Annotated in this window: 11 protein-coding genes; 5 read left to right on the forward strand and 6 right to left on the reverse strand. The window is 57.3% G+C overall.

The window, feature by feature from the left end:
* Positions 1 to 13: 13 nt before the first annotated feature.
* Together E2F43_RS02865 and E2F43_RS02870 are read left to right on the forward strand one after the other, a co-directional pair.
* Positions 14 to 871, forward strand: coding sequence for a glycoside hydrolase family 16 protein (locus tag E2F43_RS02865; RefSeq protein ID WP_238946716.1), 858 nt, complete (start codon positions 14 to 16; stop codon positions 869 to 871).
* 105 nt (positions 872 to 976) lie between these two features.
* On the forward strand, positions 977 to 1,885 hold the full coding sequence (locus E2F43_RS02870; protein ID WP_238946717.1) for a sulfite exporter TauE/SafE family protein: 909 nt from the start codon (positions 977 to 979) through the stop codon (positions 1,883 to 1,885).
* A 4-nt stretch (positions 1,886 to 1,889) separates the two neighbouring features.
* Here E2F43_RS02870 and E2F43_RS02875 read toward each other — a convergent pair whose 3' ends face one another.
* The 3 genes from E2F43_RS02875 to E2F43_RS02885 form a co-directional block, all read right to left on the reverse strand.
* Positions 1,890 to 3,149 (reverse strand): family 16 glycosylhydrolase, encoded by a 1,260-nt coding sequence (locus tag E2F43_RS02875; protein WP_238946718.1) that lies wholly within the window; start codon positions 3,147 to 3,149, stop codon positions 1,890 to 1,892.
* Between the two features lie 103 nt (positions 3,150 to 3,252).
* Positions 3,253 to 4,071, reverse strand: a complete 819-nt coding sequence (locus tag E2F43_RS02880) for a LytR/AlgR family response regulator transcription factor (protein WP_133209355.1) — start codon at positions 4,069 to 4,071, stop codon at positions 3,253 to 3,255.
* Positions 4,058 to 5,218: a sensor histidine kinase gene (locus E2F43_RS02885; RefSeq protein WP_133209356.1), complete on the reverse strand. Its 1,161-nt coding sequence runs from the start codon at positions 5,216 to 5,218 to the stop codon at positions 4,058 to 4,060. Before E2F43_RS02885 ends, E2F43_RS02880 begins: the two co-directional genes overlap by 14 nt.
* A gap of 242 nt (positions 5,219 to 5,460) precedes the next feature.
* On the opposite strand from E2F43_RS02885, the gene E2F43_RS02890 reads away from it, so the two are divergent.
* Complete coding sequence (locus tag E2F43_RS02890) at positions 5,461 to 6,225, forward strand: sugar-binding protein (protein ID WP_165954166.1); 765 nt, start codon at positions 5,461 to 5,463, stop codon at positions 6,223 to 6,225.
* A 33-nt stretch (positions 6,226 to 6,258) separates the two neighbouring features.
* Here E2F43_RS02890 and E2F43_RS02895 read toward each other — a convergent pair whose 3' ends face one another.
* From E2F43_RS02895 to E2F43_RS02905, 3 genes are all read right to left on the reverse strand, one after another.
* Positions 6,259 to 7,755, reverse strand: a complete 1,497-nt coding sequence (locus tag E2F43_RS02895) for a tryptophan halogenase family protein (protein WP_133209358.1) — start codon at positions 7,753 to 7,755, stop codon at positions 6,259 to 6,261.
* Positions 7,742 to 9,274: a tryptophan halogenase family protein gene (locus tag E2F43_RS02900; RefSeq protein ID WP_133209359.1), complete on the reverse strand. Its 1,533-nt coding sequence runs from the start codon at positions 9,272 to 9,274 to the stop codon at positions 7,742 to 7,744. The genes E2F43_RS02895 and E2F43_RS02900 overlap by 14 nt, the downstream gene beginning before the upstream one ends.
* Before the next feature lie 109 nt (positions 9,275 to 9,383).
* Complete coding sequence (locus tag E2F43_RS02905; protein WP_133209360.1) at positions 9,384 to 12,413, reverse strand: TonB-dependent receptor; 3,030 nt, start codon at positions 12,411 to 12,413, stop codon at positions 9,384 to 9,386.
* Between the two features lie 766 nt (positions 12,414 to 13,179).
* On the opposite strand from E2F43_RS02905, the gene bglX reads away from it, so the two are divergent.
* Positions 13,180 to 15,351, forward strand: coding sequence for a beta-glucosidase BglX (gene bglX / locus E2F43_RS02910; RefSeq protein ID WP_238946719.1), 2,172 nt, complete (start codon positions 13,180 to 13,182; stop codon positions 15,349 to 15,351).
* Positions 15,352 to 15,353: 2 nt separating this feature from the next.
* Positions 15,354 to 16,913: a sugar porter family MFS transporter gene (locus E2F43_RS02915; RefSeq protein WP_133209364.1), complete on the forward strand. Its 1,560-nt coding sequence runs from the start codon at positions 15,354 to 15,356 to the stop codon at positions 16,911 to 16,913.
* The last annotated feature ends 27 nt before the right edge of the window (positions 16,914 to 16,940 follow it).

The following is a 16,940-nucleotide window of genomic DNA, read 5'->3' on the forward strand; positions in this document are numbered from 1 at the left end:
CGTAAGGTGCCTCATGGCGAAAAATATCCAGTTGTTAGCCGTCCCTCTACTGATTGCCGCCGCTGCCAGCGCTGACACGCCACCAGACATGACCAGCCCAACGGCGGAGACCGTCCGCTGGAAAACCGATTTCTTCGACGATTTCGATCGCTTTGACCCGGACAACTGGCAGGACCAGATTCTCTGGGTTAACCAGGAGGACCAGTGCTACCTGCGCGATGGCCGGCATAATACCCGCGAAGTCAGTGATGGCAGTCTCAAGCTGCGGGTAGTCGATCTCGGCTCAAAACAACCCTGCGATAACCTGTCAAAAGACGGCGAAAGGCACCCGGATACCCGCTACGTCGGCGGGCGCATTACCACCAAGAACCTGCGGGAATTCAGCAGGGGCAAGTGGACGGCGCGGCTGCGGGTAAAGAACAGCGGCCAACCCGGGATGTTTCCCGCCTGGTGGCTGCTGGGAGCGAGAAATAACGAACCCCCCGTGCAGGAAGAGGATGAGACCGTGTGCTGGCCGCTGCCCGGATCGGGGGAAATCGATATTTTCGAGCACCACAGCGATGGCGGACCTGACCACTATGCAGCCCGGGCCATAGACAGCCAGGGGTTCTGTGGCGGCGGGGACTGGCAGGGCCATATGCTGGTCCAGGCAGCCGACCTGGACCGCTTTCATGAATATTCCGTGGAATGGCTGGGCGAGGACATTGTGTTTCGCCTCGATGAGCAGGAGGTTTATCGCCTGGTGGGCTGGGGAGACAGGATCGACGAACCCATGTTCGCGGTACTGAACTTCGCCAAGATCAACGACTCTCCCATGACTGGCGACTGGACCATGGAAGTGGACTGGGTCCGGCACCAGTACCTGGATTGAACGGACTGAAGTCCCCCTGCCGCGGCTACCCTCCGCTTTGTCGCCGTGCGGGTCCGTTTTAGCGAATATTCCTGCAGTGCCAATGGCTATTGAGTAGATTACCGTATGGCCTCAGCACTACCCGACATCAAGAAGCTGATCACTCTGCCGGCGCTGGCCTGCTGCGCGCTGGCGATCGCGATTGCCGCCGCCCTTTCCCTGCCGGGAATGGCCGGACAGGCGGCGGGGGAACTGGCCGGATATAGCGCTTTCACGGGGCTCGGGGTACTGGGGGCAATTTTCGCCAACGCCACCGGGGCTGGCGGCGGTGTCATATTTATACCGGCCTTTGCCCAACTCGGGTTTACCGAGGCACAGGCGGTGGCTACCAGCTTTGGCATCCAGTGTTTCGGCATGACCGCAGGTGCCCTGGCCTGGAGCAGTTTCTACCGCAGCGAGCAGCGGCCTGGCGGTCAGTGGGCCGCTTTCCTGCCCACCGTAGCCCTGTGTGCGGCGGCCTCGATCGCCGGCCTGTGGAGCGTGTTCGCCGCGGATATTGCCGCGCCCGCGGCCCTGGGCCCCCTGTTCGCCGCCTTCTCCCTGTTCCTTGGTATCGCAATACTGGTCACCGTGCTCCTGCGGCAAAGCGGCCCGCTGCGCACCACATTGTCTCCTCTGGATTGGGTGGCGCTTCCGCTCATTGCCTACAGTGGCGGCATCGTCACGGCCTGGCTATCGGTCGGCGTGGGGGAATTCGTGGCGTTCTACCTGATCGTGCGCCGCTATGAGGTCACTCTGGCAGTGGCGGCGGCGGTGGTGATTTCAGCCATCTCCGTGTGGTCCGCAGCCCCGGAGCAACTGCTTGTCAGCCAGCAGGCAAATTGGCAGGTCGTGCTCTTCGCCGGTCCCGGTGCTGTCGTTGGAGGGCTGCTCGCCCGGCACCTGGTACTGAAACTGGGCGCCCGCCGGCTTAAGTTGTTTTTTGCCTTCTGGCTGCTGATCATCGGCCTGGTAGAGTGGATGCCCCTCGCCTAGCCGGCTACTCGATGGCCCGCGGTACAAATACCCTGACATAATCAACTTCCATCGTCGCGGGGAACACACTCTGGTCTATCGGCCCGCCCGCCCTGCCCCAGTGCCCGCCCACTGCCAGGTTCATGATCAGGTGGAAGGGATGGTCGAAGGGCCAGTCACGCCAGTCTTCCGTCAGCCTCAGGTAGCGATAGAACTCGACGCCATCGACAAAGACCCGGATTTGCTGCGGTGTCCATTCCATGGAATACACATGAAATGCGCCCGCCACATCCTCAACTTCAATGCTGGCATTGCGCAGCTCCGGGCCAGTGCTGAAAAAGCGATGATTGTGCACCGTGCTATGGACTCGCCGCATGTCGTAACCGACGTGCTCCATAATGTCGATCTCACCGGAATTGGGCCAGGCATCGCAGTCAGGATTACCCTGCCATTCGCTACCCTCCTCGCAGTTGGTCGCATACTGGTAGGGATTGTCCGGCAGCATCCACAGCGCCGACCAGAGCCCCTGGCCCGCGGGCAACCTGGCACTGATATCAATGCGACCGTAAAGAAAGTGACCCAGGCCTTTGCTGTGGACGCGGCCGGAAGTATAAGCCGCACCCTGGTACTGCTCCGCGTGTGCCTGGAGCATCAATTTACCCGAGGCCACACGCACATTCCGGCTACGACTGGTGTAGGCCTGGTCTTCGTCGTTGACCTTGCCCGCCTGCCACTGGTCTATTTGCCACTTACTGGCATCGGGCGGACCTGTATAGTCGAACTCATCGAACCATACCAGTCGCCACTCACGTGCTTCTGGCTGGCGGGCCCGCACCGACAAGCCACTCAGAATGGGCACTGAGCGCACTGCCCTGAGTTGGACGACGAGACGACCGTTGGTGACTTCCACCCCGATCACGGTGCGCTTTAACGCCGAGGGTACGGAACTGGAGCGAGACAGGCTGACATCCAGATGCTGAATTACAATCCGGTCCTGGGCGAGCACGTCGAAAACCCGCTCCCCGGGCTCTGCCCCGTGCGGCTCGGCGAAGTAAAAGGTAAGGTCATAAATGCCGTCGGGCAGGGATTTCTCCAGACGCATCTCGCCAACCCTGTGGCTACGGTACACGGTGATATCCTGTGCCCCCAACACCGCCGGTACCGAGCCTGTTGCACCGGCGCCATCAGCATCGGCCTGGAACTGGATTCCATCGATAGAACGGTGTGCCTGCCCGCCCAGGTTGATGGCCCACACCACCGCATCAGCGTCCTGCAAATCAATCACTTCCAATTCCGCCGGTTGGGCAACACCCTCCACCGCCCAAAGCAGCAAAAGGCAGAGCATGTATCCGGTTTTTATCGGCGCAGGGAACATCGGGGTCAATTGCTCAGTTGTCGTCCAGATAGATTTTTATTTCCTGGCGATAGTTGCGACTCACCTTCAATTTTTCACCGCAATCCAGGTCAAGGGTAAACTCGCCTTTCTGCAGGGGGGTCGCTTTGACAATCCTTTCCAGATTGACCACCGTCGAGCGATGTATGCGCTTGAATTTCTCGGGATCCAGGCGCGACATAAGATGCTTCAAGGTGCTACGCATAATATGCGTCTCACCGCCAACATGAATACACATGTAGTCGCCGGCGGCATCTACCCAGTCGATGTCATCGACAGACACCAGCACCGTGCCGTCATGATCCTTGATGGCAAGCTTGCGGCTCTCGGTAACAACCCCCTCTGGCGCCGGACTCTTTCCGGCATTGGGGCCGCGGCTGGCAACCTTGTGAGCGATCTCATCGATCGCGCCAATCAACGGCGTCTTGTTCTGCGCCTCGGTCTCGGTCTCAAAGCGCTGTCTCGCGCGCGCCACCGCCCTCTGCAAACGGCCCTCGTCAACCGGCTTGAGCAGATAATCAACCGCATGCAGGTCGAACGCATCCAGGGCGTAGCGCTGGTAGGCGGTACAGAAAATCACCATGGGCATGATGTCGGCCTGCAATTCCCGGACCACGTCAAAGCCTGACAAACCCGGCATTTTTATATCCAACAGCATCAGATCCGGCGCGAAGCCCTGGACCGCGGCCACTGCCTCCCGGCCATTGCGACACTCCGCCACCAGCTCAATGTCATCAATATCACTCAGCATGGAGCGCATCAGTCGCCGGGCGAGCGGCTCGTCGTCGACGACAATGGTCCTAAGCTTGCGCAACACTCAGTTCCTCGTGCCCCTGCCTTGACCCCGTCTCACTGCTATCAAACTGTAAGGGCAGGGCAATAACGACTTTAAGGCCAGTGGGAGAATTCTGCGACAGGGTAAAGCTCTGGTCGTCTCCATAGAGCGTTTTCAGGCGATCCATCACATTGCGCAGGCCTATACCCCGGCCATCATCATCCATATCCGGCTCAAAACCCGGACCGGTGTCGGCCACCTCCAGTAGCAACTGGTCGCCGTCCACGCTGGAGGAAATGCTCAGCGTACCGCCATCTTCCGACTCGGAGATGGCATATTTCATCGCGTTCTCTATCAACGGCTGCAGCAGTAGCGCCGGCACCCTGGCTGAGAGCGAGGCAGGCTCCAGATCAAACTCCAGGCTCAGGCGATCTTCAAACCTGACCTTTTCGATATCCAGGTAGAGCTTTAACGAATCGATCTCCTCATCCAGGGTGACACTTTCCACCGCGTCTTTTTTCAGCGCGTGACGCAGGAAATCACCCAGCAACTGGATCATCTCCTGCGCCCGCTCAATATCGCCAAGACGCACCATCGCGTTGATCGCATTGAGGGTATTGAAGAGAAAGTGGGGCGCGAGTTGATAATGCAGCATGCGGATCTGCGCGTCCTGGGCCGCGGCTTCCGCCTGCAGACGAAGCATCTGCTCGTTTCTCTTGCCCGCGGTCTCCTCCAGCAACTTCTGGTGCTCGGTGGTTAACAGATCGTAGTACTTGATGCCGTAATAAAGCACCGTCCAGCTCAGGAAAACAAACAGGGATCCAAAGTACCAGTAGTTCACCTCTTTCCAGAGCGGTGGCTCGTCAACCAGCCAGGCGAATACCAGGATTCTCAGGACCGTCCAGAGTGCGCTGGAAATAATCACCGACGCCGCGGCGACGGACAATCTGACCCCCAGCCTGGCATAAAATGTGGAATGGTAAATCAGGCGCAAAGGCCAGGAGACGAGAATTCCCAGCACCGCGGACATGAGGATATGACCAACATGAATCCAGCTGAGGTCACCATCAACCAGGGTAATGGTCAAAAAGGTCGCAATGGAATAGCCTGACCAACCCACCAGCTGGCAAAACCAGAATCGGGCATCGCGATTTTTATGCAGGACCTGAACAAGCGGTCTAATCATGAGCGCGATCGCCAGCTACGGCGTGTGGGGCACAGGACACATGGCATTTCATATGCAAGACCCGTGGAGTAATTACTGTTAGACATCACATTCTACAGCACTTATTGGCCAATGTTAGCGCCACAATCCCTCTTGTCGCACGGCCAGTCCGACTGGGCGCAACGACTTGCGAGCCGGGCACACCGGGCACATACTTTTGGTCGCCGGCATACTTTGCAAAACTCACTGCAGCAGGAAAAGTCATGGACTGCATCCGAACCCTTCAACTACTGCTGTTACTGACCGCCAGTGGAGCAGCCGCAGCCGGGCAACCGCTGGACACCCGGGGACATGATCCGGACCGCACGCACTACCTGGCACCGCGAGCCGACATCGCACCGGAAATTGACGGTATTGCCGATGACGAGGCCTGGATGACGGCGGACTGGCGGCCCATTGATAACATCTGGCTCGGCGGTCCACTCGATGCAGGTGATTTCCAGGGGCGCTACAAACTGGTCTGGACGCCACAGCGGCTCTACCTGCTGGTAGAAATTCTGGATGATGTGCTGGTCGACTTTCATCGTGACCCCCTGCAACAGTACTGGGACGACGACTGCCTGGAAATTTTTATCGACGAGGATCACTCCGGCGGGAATCATCAGTACAACCACAATGCTTTTGCCTACCACCTCTCACTGGACAACCAGGCCATCGATATCGGCACCAACCGGAAGGCACAGCACTATAACCACCATGTCACGAGCAAATGGCGGCAAACGGGAGATCACGTCATCTGGGAGGTGGCTGTTGATGTCTACGATGACCAGTACTCCGATAGCGGTGCGAACAACCAGCCGGTCGCCCTCCACGCGGGAAAGATCATGGGCTTTATGCTGGCCTACTGTGACAACGACCGCAGCGAACTGCGCGAGCATTTCATCGGCTCAGAGCACGCCGCGGGCGATCACAAGGATCGGGGCTGGATCGACGCCGGTCTATTCGGCACCCTAGAGCTTGCAGAGTAGGTCGCGGCGGGTTCCGAGGCCATCACCAGGCCACTACAGGGCCAGGTATTTTTGCCTGATAAACTGGTCATGACTCGGCAGGGTCTCGACCATAGCGGCTATGGACTTTCTGGCTTCAGCCAGGGTGTCTTCAATCAGCTTATAGTCAAGGTTATCAATTCGCGGAGAATAATTGGCCGGGCGAATACCCATACCTTCGAACACACTCTGCCAACTGGGGCTGCGAAATAGCTCGTCCACCCCTTCCCGAAGCGTGCCGTGGGCCTTGAACAGCTCAATTCTTTCGCGCAAAGTGTCGGGGATGGCCATGGTCTTACAGTGCTGCCAGAACGGGGTATCTTCCCGCTCGGTTACACAGTAGTGAAGCACCACAAAGTCGCGTATTTCCTCGTAGTCCATGCGCATGCGGCGGTTATACTCGTTAATCAGGGCTGGCTCACAGCTCTTGTCCGGGAAATAGCGGAGGAAAAAGTCCATTCCGCGAACCACGAGATGAATCGCAGTCGCTTCCAGTGGCTCAATGAATCCACCGGCGAGGCCAACCGAAACGCAATTCTTTTTCCAGAAAGATTCGCGGATACCGGTGCGGAATGGAATCAACATGGGCTCCGTAAGCAATTTCCCATCTACACATTCCAACAGACGCGCACGGGCCTCGTCGTCACTGCAATGCTCACTCGAATAGACATAGCCGTTACCCGTTCGGTGTTGCAACGGAATTCGCCAGGTCCAGCCCGCCTCGCGAGCGGTTGAGATGGTATAGGGAAGCGCTTCTCCGGTGTTTTCCGTCTGCACCGCTACGGCCTTGTCGCAGGGTAGAAAACGGGACCAGTCTTCGAAACCAACGCCCAGGGTTTTCTCAATCAAGAGAGAGAAAAATCCCGTGCAGTCGATGAAAAAGTCACCGTGTACCTCTTTGCCGCTCTTGAGCCGCAGGCTGGCGATACTGCCGTCTTCCTTCTGGGTAACCTCCGTTACCATACCTTCAGTACGGGTCACGCCACGATTTTCGGCATAACCGCGCAGATAATCTGCCGCCAGCCTGGCATCGATATGCATGGCGTAACTGGCACCCCCGATCGGAGTCTTCTGGGCTTCCTGGGGCAAGAAAAACTTATGCTTGTCCGCCATGACACTGCAGGGCGCGAACTCCTGCAAACCGGAGTCGTGTCCCATGGATTTTGCCTTCAACCAGGCCTGGTAAAACTCATAAATACCAAAGCGTACGCCAATTGAGCCAAACGGATGGAAGTAACTTTCGCCCAGATTGCTCCACTCCGGAAAACGGATGCCGAGCTTGAATGTCGCATGGACTTTCTGGATAAAATGTTGCTCATCGATACCCAGGTTCCGTATGAGTCCAACAAACGGCGGAATGGTTGATTCGCCGACACCAATCGTTCCGATATCCTCGGACTCAACCAGTTCTACCTCCAGCACATCCGGCCGGAACTGATTGGACAGCACCGATGCAGCAATCCACCCCGAGGTGCCGCCACCGACTATTACAATTTTCTTAATGGGTTCCATAGCGTTCCGTTTCCGCCTCATTGTTATCGTATAGCTCATCCAGGAAATTCTGGTGACTGGGTGCCGCAGCTACAGCCCCGTTGAGAGACTTTTGCATTGCGGCCAGGCTATTTGCTATGTAGCCTTCCTCAAACGCATCCACACCGGGGTCGTATGTCTCGGGGAGGATATCGAACCCCTCGTAAATCGCCAACCAGCTTGCGGGATGGAACATTTCCCAGCGGTACTTGAGGAAATACCCTCTATCCTTGAACAGCGCAATTTTTTTCTCCAGGGTAGTGGGTATCTCGGCGGCGGCACAATCGCGCCAGAATTCGGTATCCCGTCGGGCAGTGGCCTTATAGTGGAGAATAATGAAATCCCGGACTCTCTCGTACTCTTCGGCTGTCACCTGATTGAATTCGTCGATACAAGCCTGGCTGAATCCCTGGGTCGGAAACAACTGCTTGATCCGCTCAATGCCTGTTTCTATCAGAGCGATGCTGGTGCTCTCCAATGGTTCGAGGAAACCTGCGGACAGCCCCAGTGAGATACAGTTTTTGTTCCAGGCCTGCTTCCTGCGCCCGGGTACGAACGACAATTTTCTTGGCTCGGTTATTGGCTCGCCTTCCAGCCTGGACAACAACAGGTCAAGCGCCCGTTGATCATCCGTGTACCGACCGCTGAAAACGTGACCGTTGCCGGTTCTGTGTCGCAAAGGAATTTTCCACTGCCATCCGGACTCCAGCGCAGTGACCTGCGTATAGGGACGGGGCTCCCGCTGGTTCTCGGTCTGTACCGCATACGCGCTGTCACAGCGGAGCCAGTGACTCCAGTCTTCATAGCCAGTACCCAGGGTCTCCTCAATGAGGAGTCCGCGAAAACCCGAGCAGTCGATAAACAGGTCCCCTTCCAGGTCGCTGCCGCCCTCAAGCCGGACCGCGGTAATAAATCCGTCCTCGGGCCGCCGTCTGACATCGGTAATAACATCATCGACGTGTTTGCAACCGCGCTCCAGTGCATATTTCTTCAGATAAGCAGCAAACCGTGAAGCGTCCAGGTGTAATGCCCAGTCAAATACGGAAAGCGATGACGGCGGGTTTGCAGAGGGGGGCACAAACTTTTCATTCAGGGCCAGAGATGCGCCCAGAGAGTAATCCGCCAACCTTGACTGCAACCCGTTCTGGCGCATTTTCAACCAGAAATGGTGAAAGCCGATACCGCGTAATTCCTGCCCGTAAAGTCCAAAAGGGTGAATAAAGGAAGACCCACGGGAATGCCAGTCATTGAACTGGATACCCAGTTTCGCGGTCGCCTGGGTCGCCTGCATTACCTCCCGGTCGCTAAGACCAAGATTGCGATAAAAGCGCCTGATGGTAGGTATGGTCGCCTCACCCACCCCAATCGTACCAATCTGGCTGGAGTCGACCACAGTGAATGTGATATCCGTGTTGGCATAGTGGCTCTGCAGGCTCGCCGCTGCCATCCAGCCAGCAGTACCGCCACCGACAATCACCACCGATTTTATCGCATTGTTCATCTAGCAATTCCGCCAGCAAACCCTGTTGAGCTTAGACTCAACTGCACAGAGTGCAAAAAAACGCCGGGAGTTATCCCGGCGATTCGGTAGCCTGACGCGTGGTCTATTGTCAGAATTTCGCCCTGAATCCCAGCGTGTAGCGGGCTTCAAACTCATTCTGGTACCAGTACTGGTCAGGCCCTCTGCCGAAGTCTACATAGTACTCCTCGACCTCGCCAGTCAGGTTCGACCCGTTCAGGTAAACGAACACATCCTCCATGATCATGTAGCTCACCTGGGCGTCTACGAAGAAAATATCATCCTGGAAGATATTCAACCCGGTAGCGCCAATGTTGGGCGTGTCGAGTCGCTCGCTGCGGTAGTTGTAGGCCACACGAACCTGCAGCTTCTCGCCCTGATACCAACCAATCAGGTTTACCTGGTCCTCGGAGTTATCCTCAAACGGTACGTCATCTCCGGTTAGATCCTTGCCATTCGAGGTACTGGGCGCGTAGGTATAGTTTGCGTCGATACCGAAATTGGTAAACAGACCATCGGTAAAGTCACTGAATGCGACCCTGGCCGCCAACTCCAGGCCCTCGATTTCACCACCCTCACCATTTACTTTGGTAACTACCGGCACCGTGCGCCGGATTACACCATCGGAGTCAGGGAACTGACCCGTGGTATTGCCGGTCGTGCTGAAACTCTCAATATCGACATAGAACAGCCCCAGGCTAAACATCGAGGCATCGCCCACGTAATATTCCGCGGAGAGGTCATAATTATCAGAACGCCAGGGATCCAGGTCCGGGTTGCCGCCGGCATCGGCGCCACTGACACAGCGGCCGCCGGCAATTGTCGGATCCTCGCAGGAGACGGTATCGACTCTCAGGCCTCCACCGTAGTTACCCAAATCCAACGGCATCATGTTCTTGGCAGCCGAGAAACGAATCGCCCAGTTATCCCTGGGCTCCCACACCAGGTTCAATGAAGGCAGGAAGTCGGTGTAATCGTTAGTGGAATAGAAATCGCCAATATCGATATTGGTGTCGCCGTAAGCGAGTACGTCGCCCACCTGGTTCTGACGGACGTCAATTTCAGTATCAACGTAGCGGAAACCGACATCGCCCCGGAAGTCGCCGATCTCAAACCCGGCCTTTAAAAATACGCTGATCTCCTCCAGGTCCACATCGTAGCTTTCACCCGGCACGGAAACGCGATCGGCGGAGCCAAACACTTTTCTGTGGAAGGCGGCTACATTGTCATAATCCTCTGGATCCGCTGCCCATACACCAGGCAAACCCTTGGTGATATCCCCGTAGTCATCGACAAACACGACATTGTTGAACTCGTCGATTCGCGTCGGGCGATTCACCGTGTAGCCCTGGAATTCACCGCCAATAGTTTCACCGGCGGGACACTGTTCGTTATTCATCACCACGTCAATCGCCTTCCACTGAGCAGAGCAGCCGTCGGGGTTCGCGGCGCCATTGCCAGCATAGAAGGGTGAAAACAGGTGGAATTTGCGGATCTCATTTTCCCGCTTGCTGTATCTGGCACCGAAATCGACCGAGGTAAAGAAGCCCAGCCCGGGATCATCAAAGTCGTAACCGGCATCCAGGCTGAATATCTCGTTGTCCGCGGTGTTTTCCGTGTTGCCTTCGGATGAAAACGCACCAATCGCATAGCTGTTGATATTGGCCATGTAATCCCGAAGCGTTGCACCTTCTCCCAGCCCGCCTTTGATCGGGGTGTCAAAGCCGCTCCAGCGGGGGTCACTCCCACTTATGTCATAGTGGAGCTGGGGATTCTCACCATAACCTTCCGGGTTGGGGTCAATGAATCGACCGCCATTGTCTCCCACTATGTCACTAAGCCGATCCTCAGGATAAAGGGCTGCAATATCGGCAGGGTAAAATGGATTCAGCTGGAAGCGATTGTCATCTCTCCAGTTGCTCAAATCCCCCTGGGACTGGCCATTCATACTGGTTCGATCTGCGGAGTCCTTTATATAACGCGCTTTACCGCGCCAATTACCGTCATTGTCATAATTCAATTCGATATTGAAGTGCTTGGATTCAGACTTTGCCGTGCGATTGACCGTAAAGGAGTTAACCCACAGGGCGTCGACATCGTATTCCTGGGTGGAGACCCAGGGTGAACCGTGCCACGCATTGCCACCCTCGGTTGTTACCACGCCCGTTTCCTTGAAGGCAGTCGGTGTCAGGTAGTCGAGCGTCTGCCAGCGATTCGAAATATTCAGACCAACAGCCCGGTCGAACTCGTCCATCTCTGTATAGAAACCCTCGGCCAACAAGTCAAAACCGTTACCCAGATCGGCGGTGAATGCGGCGTTAAATGCCGTTCTTTCCCTCTCCACCTCACGGTTGAAACTCTCAAAACCGTGTGGTGTCACGTGTTGATTAGTGGGATTTTCAGGATCAAAAGCAAATTCGCCCCAATCGTTACTGCCAAAAAGCGAATCATTGGCTGCAGCACCGGAGTAGTTGTCGCCCAGGACCACGTCGCTGGTTGCGCCAGAAACCATGATACCGACACTCTGGTTGCGCCAATTGATGAGGCCGTTTACGCCATAATCATCGCTTTCGGTCTCCTTACCCGTGGAGTAATCGGCGGACACGTTGGCGGTCAGGCCCTCATCAAAATCTGTAGGCCGCCAGGTACGCAGGTCTATGGTACCGGTAATACCTGAGCGCTTGTTGTTGATATCGGCGGACTTGTATACGGCCAGTCCCTTCATCAATTGCGATGGTATGTCGGCGATACTGGGTTGCGCCTCACCAATGTTCTGGGCGGTAAGAAACTGCTCTCCGTTCAACAGTGTCAGAACCTGAGGCAGGCCCCGGATGTTTACCGTTGAGCCCTCGCCTGCGTCTCTCTGTACCTGCACACCCGGAATTCGTTGCAGTGAGTCGGCCACGGTAACATCGGGTAATTTGCCGATGTCCTCAGCGGAGATACCGTCTACCACCGAAGTGGAATCACGCTTCAGGCTAATCGAGTTTTGCTGCGACAGCCTGATACCAACAACAACCACTTCCTCCAACACGCCCTGATTTTGAGCCATGGCGTAGCCGTGGGCACCAAGAGTCATGGCACTGAGACTGCTGGCAATGATCTTTTTCTTAAAATTCATGTGGAGCGTTCCTCATTAATATTATGGTCTGAAATTTGCGCTTTCGTGTCAGCCGACTACGTGGTCCACCTGGCACACCCAAAACGGTTGATCGATACACTGTCAAACATCGAATGAACATGCCATCCACAATAGATAAGACGGACTAGCGATAAGCTGAAGTGGACAAATCAAACTCTGGCTGGGCGATTGCCGCTCAGGGAAGCCCTGGCTGAAGACCGGGTTCTGCCGCAATTGACGCCTGCTCCCTCGGTAATATTTCTCCAAAAAACAGATAGTTAGCGAACCCGCCCCGGCAAATTGACGTTTTCTGGCGGTCGTTCACCTTCCGCTGGCAACAACGCACAAGGCTGTCTTTAACGCTCCCGGGTTGCCAATACGGGATTGCACTTGCTCTCCGGGTAATCTCTTGAATGGCATGCACCTCCATGGCCTGCCGGGAGGCCTGGAGTCTCATCTTGTGACCGTCACCATGACAGACGAGAAACAGCATGATCTGACCTAAAAAAGTGGGATTATGCCCACATCCCCTGTCACCGATGAGTGTCCAGTCCAGTTCATCCTGAAGTTGGTCCACTTGAACGAGTTTTGGTGGCTCAAAGTAGCGCATTAGCTGACCATTATGCTGACGAAGAAGCACCTTATGCCCGGCGCCAGTGGGTCGCTGGTGTCCATGCCGCATAAAAAACAGGCCCCGACCGTCCCGGATCACCGGAGTCAATCAAGAATGACGCGGGGATTTTGCCTGACAAAGGAAGCGAACCATATGAGCAGCGTCGATGAACAGGTACGTTCCCTTTTGCAGGAAATGACCCTGGAAGAAAAAATCGGCCAGATGAGCCAGGTTAACGGCGGAGGACCGGATCTGCACCAGGCCATTCGCGACGGCCAGATTGGCTCCGTCCTCAACGAGGTCAACGTCGACGAAGTCAACGAGCTACAGCGCCTGGCCGTGCAGGAAAGCCGGCTGGGTATACCGCTGCTGATTGGCCGTGACGTCATTCACGGCTTCAAGACGATTTTTCCGATTCCATTGGGCCAGGCAGCCAGCTGGGATCCGCAGGTTATCGAGCGAGGCGCTGCTATTGCCGCCGCTGAGGCCGCCTCCACCGGCGTGAACTGGACTTTTGCTCCGATGATTGACATCACCCGGGATCCACGCTGGGGCAGGATTGCCGAAAGCCTCGGTGAAGACCCTTACCTGTGCGGCATTCTGGGGGCGGCAATGGTGCGCGGATTCCAGGGAGCAAAACTGTCTGACAAGTACTCCATTGCAGCCTGCGCCAAACACTTTGTCGGCTACGGCGCGGTGGAGAGCGGACTGGACTATAACAATGCCAACATCCCCGAAAATGAACTGCGCAACGTGTACCTGCCACCCTTCAAGCAGGCCCTGGACGCGGGGGTCGCCACCGTCATGTCGTCTTTCAGCGATCTCAATGGCGTCCCCGCCGCCGGCAATGAGTTCCTGATGCGCCAGATCCTGCGCGACGAGTGGGGCTTCAAGGGTTTTGTGGTCAGCGACTGGGACGCGATCCGCGAGCTGACCATTCACGGTTTCTCGGCGACTGACCGCGAGGCCGTGCTGGAGGCCACCAACGCCGGCATCAATATGGAAATGGCGAGCTCCCTGTACCGGGAACATATTCCGGCACTGGTTGCCGAGGGCAAGATCGATGTAGCAGAGCTGGACGCGCTGGTTTACAACATTCTCGCGCTGAAATTCGAACTGGGCCTGTTTGCTAACCCCTACACCAATCCGAAGGATTTTCCCGACCTGGTCAATGATATATTTCGTCAGGCGGCAAAAGAGGCCGCCGAGCGCAGTTGCGTGCTGCTGAAGAATGACCAGGGCATTCTGCCGTTGTCAGCCGACCGGCTCGCAACCGTTGCCGTGATTGGCCCCCTGGCGGACGACGGCTACGAACAACTGGGCACCTGGGTTTTCGACGGCGAGGCCCACCTCAGCCATACCTGCCTGCAGGCACTGCATGACCTGGTCGGTGACCGCGTCGATATTCGCTGGGCCCGGGGTATGCAGTCATCCCGCTGCCGGGAGAACGATGGCCACCAGGAGGCGATCCAGGCTGCCCGCGAGTCCGACGTCGCCCTGATGTTCATGGGCGAAGAGTCCATCCTCTCGGGTGAGGCCCACTGCCGGGCTGACATCAACCTGCCCGGCAGCCAGGAGGCGCTGATCGAGCAGGTGGCGGCCACCGGCACCCCCGTGGTTCTGGTGGTGATGGCGGGCAGACCACTGACCATAGGGTCAGTCCTGGACAAGGTCTCCGCCGTTCTCTACGCCTGGCACCCGGGCACCATGGGCGGGCCCGCCATTGCCGATTTACTGTTTGGCAGGGCAACGCCCTCTGGCAAACTACCGGTGTCCTTTCCGCGCATGGTCGGCCAGGTGCCGATTTATTACGCCCGCAAGAACACCGGTCGACCGCCCAGCCCTGACAACATTACCCATATCGATGCCATCGACGGCCGGGCAGAGCAAACGTCACTGGGCATGTCGGCGTTCCATCTCGACGCCGGGTTCACCCCGCTCTTCCCCTTCGGCTTCGGGCTTACCTATACCCGGTTCGAATACCGCGATATTGAAAGATCCCACGCAGCAATCGGACTGGGCGATACCATTACCCTGGCGGCCACCGTACACAATACCGGTGATCGCCGGGGTGAGGAGATCGTCCAGCTCTATATCCGCGACCTGGCGGGCAACGTTACCCGCCCGGTCAGGGAGCTCAAGGGCTTCAAGCGGGTCACACTGGGCCCGGGCGAAAGCGAGCGGGTGAGTTTCGACATTCACACCGATGAACTGGCGTTTCACAACCGGAAAATGGAGCTGGTTACCGAGCCCGGGGGCTTCCACGCCTGGATCGGGGGCGATTCCACCGCCCAGCTGTGGACCGAATTTGAGATCCTTGACTGAGCATGGCTGATCCAGAAGGCACAGTCCGTACCGCCCTGATTGCCGCCCTGGGCGGCTTCCTCATGGGTTTCGACGCCTCGGTCATCTCGGGTGTCGTGGGCTTCATCGAGGTGGAGTTTTCGCTGGGTAAAATAGCACTGGGCTGGTCAGTCGCCTCGCTGGCTCTGGCGGCGACCCTGGCGATGCTGGCAGCGGGTCCCCTGAGCGACCGCTTCGGCCGCAAACCCATATTGCGTTGCGCAGCGATCCTGTTTGCAATATCGGCGCTGGCCTCCGCCCTGGCGCCCAGTTTTGCGGCCCTGGTGGTCGCCCGAATTATCGGCGGACTGGGCGTCGGGGCAGCATTGATCATCGCCCCCATGTACATCGCAGAAATCGCTCCCGCCGCCAGCCGCGGACGCATGGTCTCCATCAACCAGCTGAATATCGTCGTCGGCATCTCGGTGGCTTTTTTCAGCAACTACCTGATTCTTAAATTCGGCCAATCGGGCAGCGACCTGGCCCGGCAACTGTTACTGGATTCCGCCAGCTGGCGCTGGATGCTGGGAGTGGAATTGCTCCCCGCGGTGTTGTATTTCTTTTGCCTGCGCTTTGTACCCGAGAGTCCCCGCTGGCTCGCCATGCACGGAAATGAGGACGACGCCAGGCGCGTACTGAACAGGTTCAATTCCCGCCAGCAGGCGGAACGGGAACTGCTGTCGATTCGCCAGAGCCTGGCAGCCGGCGCCGGTCACGGCCGCCAGGGATTCCGCCAGTTACTCGAACCGACACTGCGCAAGGTCATGGTCATTGGCCTGGTCGTGGCGATCCTGCAGCAGATCACCGGGATCAACGCCGTCTTTTTCTATGCGCCCATGATTTTCGAACAGTCGGGCATAGGCACCGATGCCGCATTCATGCAGGCGGTGCTTGTCGGGCTGGCCAACCTGGTCTTTACCATCGTGGCGATGTCGTTAATCGACAAGCTGGGCCGCAAGCCCCTGCTGGTGTTCGGCGTGGCCGGTATCGCTGTATGCATGCTGGCGCTGAGCTGGGGTTTCGACCAGGCCAGCTACACCATCGACCAGGCAATGCTGGCGACGCTGCCGGATCCGGTCCTGGCCGCGTCCCTGGAATCGCTCGCCGGCACCACCTACGACACCGACCTGGCCTTCCGGTTCGCACTCATCGAACAGCTGGGAGAAGACCGATTCCTGCAAGCCGAATCCGAGCTCCTCAAGGCGGCGATCAACATTCCCGCCGGCCTGATCCTTGTGGGCATTCTCGGGTTTGTCGCCTGCTTCGCGGTATCCATCGGGCCGGTCATGTGGGTGCTGTTTTCCGAACTGTTCCCCAACCGGGTTCGTGGAGTCGCCATATCCGTCGTCGGCCTGGTCAACTCGGCGGTCAGTTTTCTGGTGCAATTACTGTTTCCCTGGCAGCTGGCCAACCTCGGAAACGCATCGACCTTTATGTTCTATGGGATCTCGGCACTGGTCGGCCTGGTGCTGGTTATCTGGCTGTTACCCGAAACCCGCGGAAGCACTCTGGAAGAACTGGAGACCCGACTGGTAGGCGCATGAAAACCTCCATGAACCCCGGCACAACCC

The sequence above is a fragment of the Seongchinamella unica genome (assembly GCF_004354085.1).
GTDB classification, from domain to species: domain Bacteria; phylum Pseudomonadota; class Gammaproteobacteria; order Pseudomonadales; family Halieaceae; genus Halioglobus; species Halioglobus unicus.

Coding starts and splice junctions, on each gene's coding strand:
- E2F43_RS02865 (WP_238946716.1), top strand. CDS start 14: ATGGCGAAAAATATCCAGTTGTTAGCCGTCCCTCTACTGATTGCCGCC.
- E2F43_RS02870 (WP_238946717.1), top strand. CDS start 977: ATGGCCTCAGCACTACCCGACATCAAGAAGCTGATCACTCTGCCGGCG.
- E2F43_RS02885 (WP_133209356.1), bottom strand. CDS start 5,218: ATGATTAGACCGCTTGTTCAGGTCCTGCATAAAAATCGCGATGCCCGA.
- E2F43_RS02890 (WP_165954166.1), top strand. CDS start 5,461: ATGGACTGCATCCGAACCCTTCAACTACTGCTGTTACTGACCGCCAGT.
- E2F43_RS02895 (WP_133209358.1), bottom strand. CDS start 7,755: ATGGAACCCATTAAGAAAATTGTAATAGTCGGTGGCGGCACCTCGGGG.
- E2F43_RS02900 (WP_133209359.1), bottom strand. CDS start 9,274: ATGAACAATGCGATAAAATCGGTGGTGATTGTCGGTGGCGGTACTGCT.
- E2F43_RS02905 (WP_133209360.1), bottom strand. CDS start 12,413: ATGAATTTTAAGAAAAAGATCATTGCCAGCAGTCTCAGTGCCATGACT.
- bglX (WP_238946719.1), top strand. CDS start 13,180: ATGAGCAGCGTCGATGAACAGGTACGTTCCCTTTTGCAGGAAATGACC.
- E2F43_RS02915 (WP_133209364.1), top strand. CDS start 15,354: ATGGCTGATCCAGAAGGCACAGTCCGTACCGCCCTGATTGCCGCCCTG.